Origin of the sequence: Blautia sp. DFI.3.45 (genome assembly GCF_020593505.1) — a bacterium.
Taxonomy (GTDB): Bacteria; Bacillota; Clostridia; order Lachnospirales; family Lachnospiraceae; genus Blautia_A; species Blautia_A wexlerae.
The window spans coordinates 1-1,028 of the sequence record NZ_JAJDMI010000131.1; the positions used below are offsets into that span (position 1 = coordinate 1).

Annotated in this window: 2 pseudogenes; both read left to right on the top strand. The window is 40.1% G+C overall.

The annotated features are described in order from the left end of the window. Positions 1-2 precede the first annotated feature (2 nt). A pseudogene (locus tag LJE09_RS19285) lies at positions 3-122 on the top strand (hypothetical protein); the annotation flags it as partial. A 90-nt stretch (positions 123-212) separates the two neighbouring features. Beyond that, positions 213-1,028, top strand: a pseudogene (locus LJE09_RS17215) (hypothetical protein); the annotation flags it as partial.

Consider the following 1,028-nt stretch of genomic DNA (forward strand, 5'->3'; position numbering starts at 1 on the left):
CCATTAGCGGTGGATCCGTAACTGCTACTTCTTCTTTTGGTGCCGGAATTGGCGGAGGATCTGACGGGGGTACCGGCAGTGACATTACCATTAGCGGTGGATCCGTAACTGCTACTTCTTCTTTTGGTGCCGGAATTGGCGGAGGATCTGACGGGGGTACCGGCAGTAACATTACCATTAGCGGTGGATCCGTAAAGGCATATTCTGATCGTATGCCAGGCATTAATTGTACCCCCCATAATGGCAGCTCAAAAAATGTTTATTGTTGTATTATCGAAAATGAACATTCTTTACCAGTAGCGATAGATAGTGTACCCTGGAATCCAAGTGATCATATTTTTCCTGATTCTACAAAAGACGGTAATCTGTACGTCTGGTTAACTGAAAAAGAAAATAATGACGCTTATGATGTAACTGTTGGAACCGAAAAAAGGCAGTATTCTTTCGATCAGGCAAAAAACCAATTTGTACGTATCCAAACAACTCCTACCGCTGACCAATTTGATTATACGCAGCCCAATTTTACATATACTAAAGATACCCATGTTGATATTAGTAAATATATTAAATGGAAAGATGATGTCACCGGTCATGGTAAAATTACTAAAGTAACGTATTTTAAAAAAGGAGATAAAACTCCACTCGCAGACAGCCCCACAGATGCAGGTACTTATACTTTTAAGATTGATGTGAATGAAGGTGACTACTACAAATCAGTCGATAGTATATCTGCACCAGAATGGGAATTTGTCATTTCAAAAGCACAAGCACCTTCAAGCAAGCCAACCGATACCGATCCTACATATGTTTCATGGTTATGTAAGAAAGTCGAAGATGTTAAAGGCCTTTTTAATGATGACTGGAAATGGAGCGGTTCCGATATTTCTAAAGAATTACCTGTAGGAAAAGAAGTTTCCGCTACAGCAGTTTACACTGGCGAAGACGCAAATAATTATGAAGAAACATGGGTTGTATTTAAAATCACCAGAAAAGCATGTACACACCCACATACCGCAGAACGTTACTAC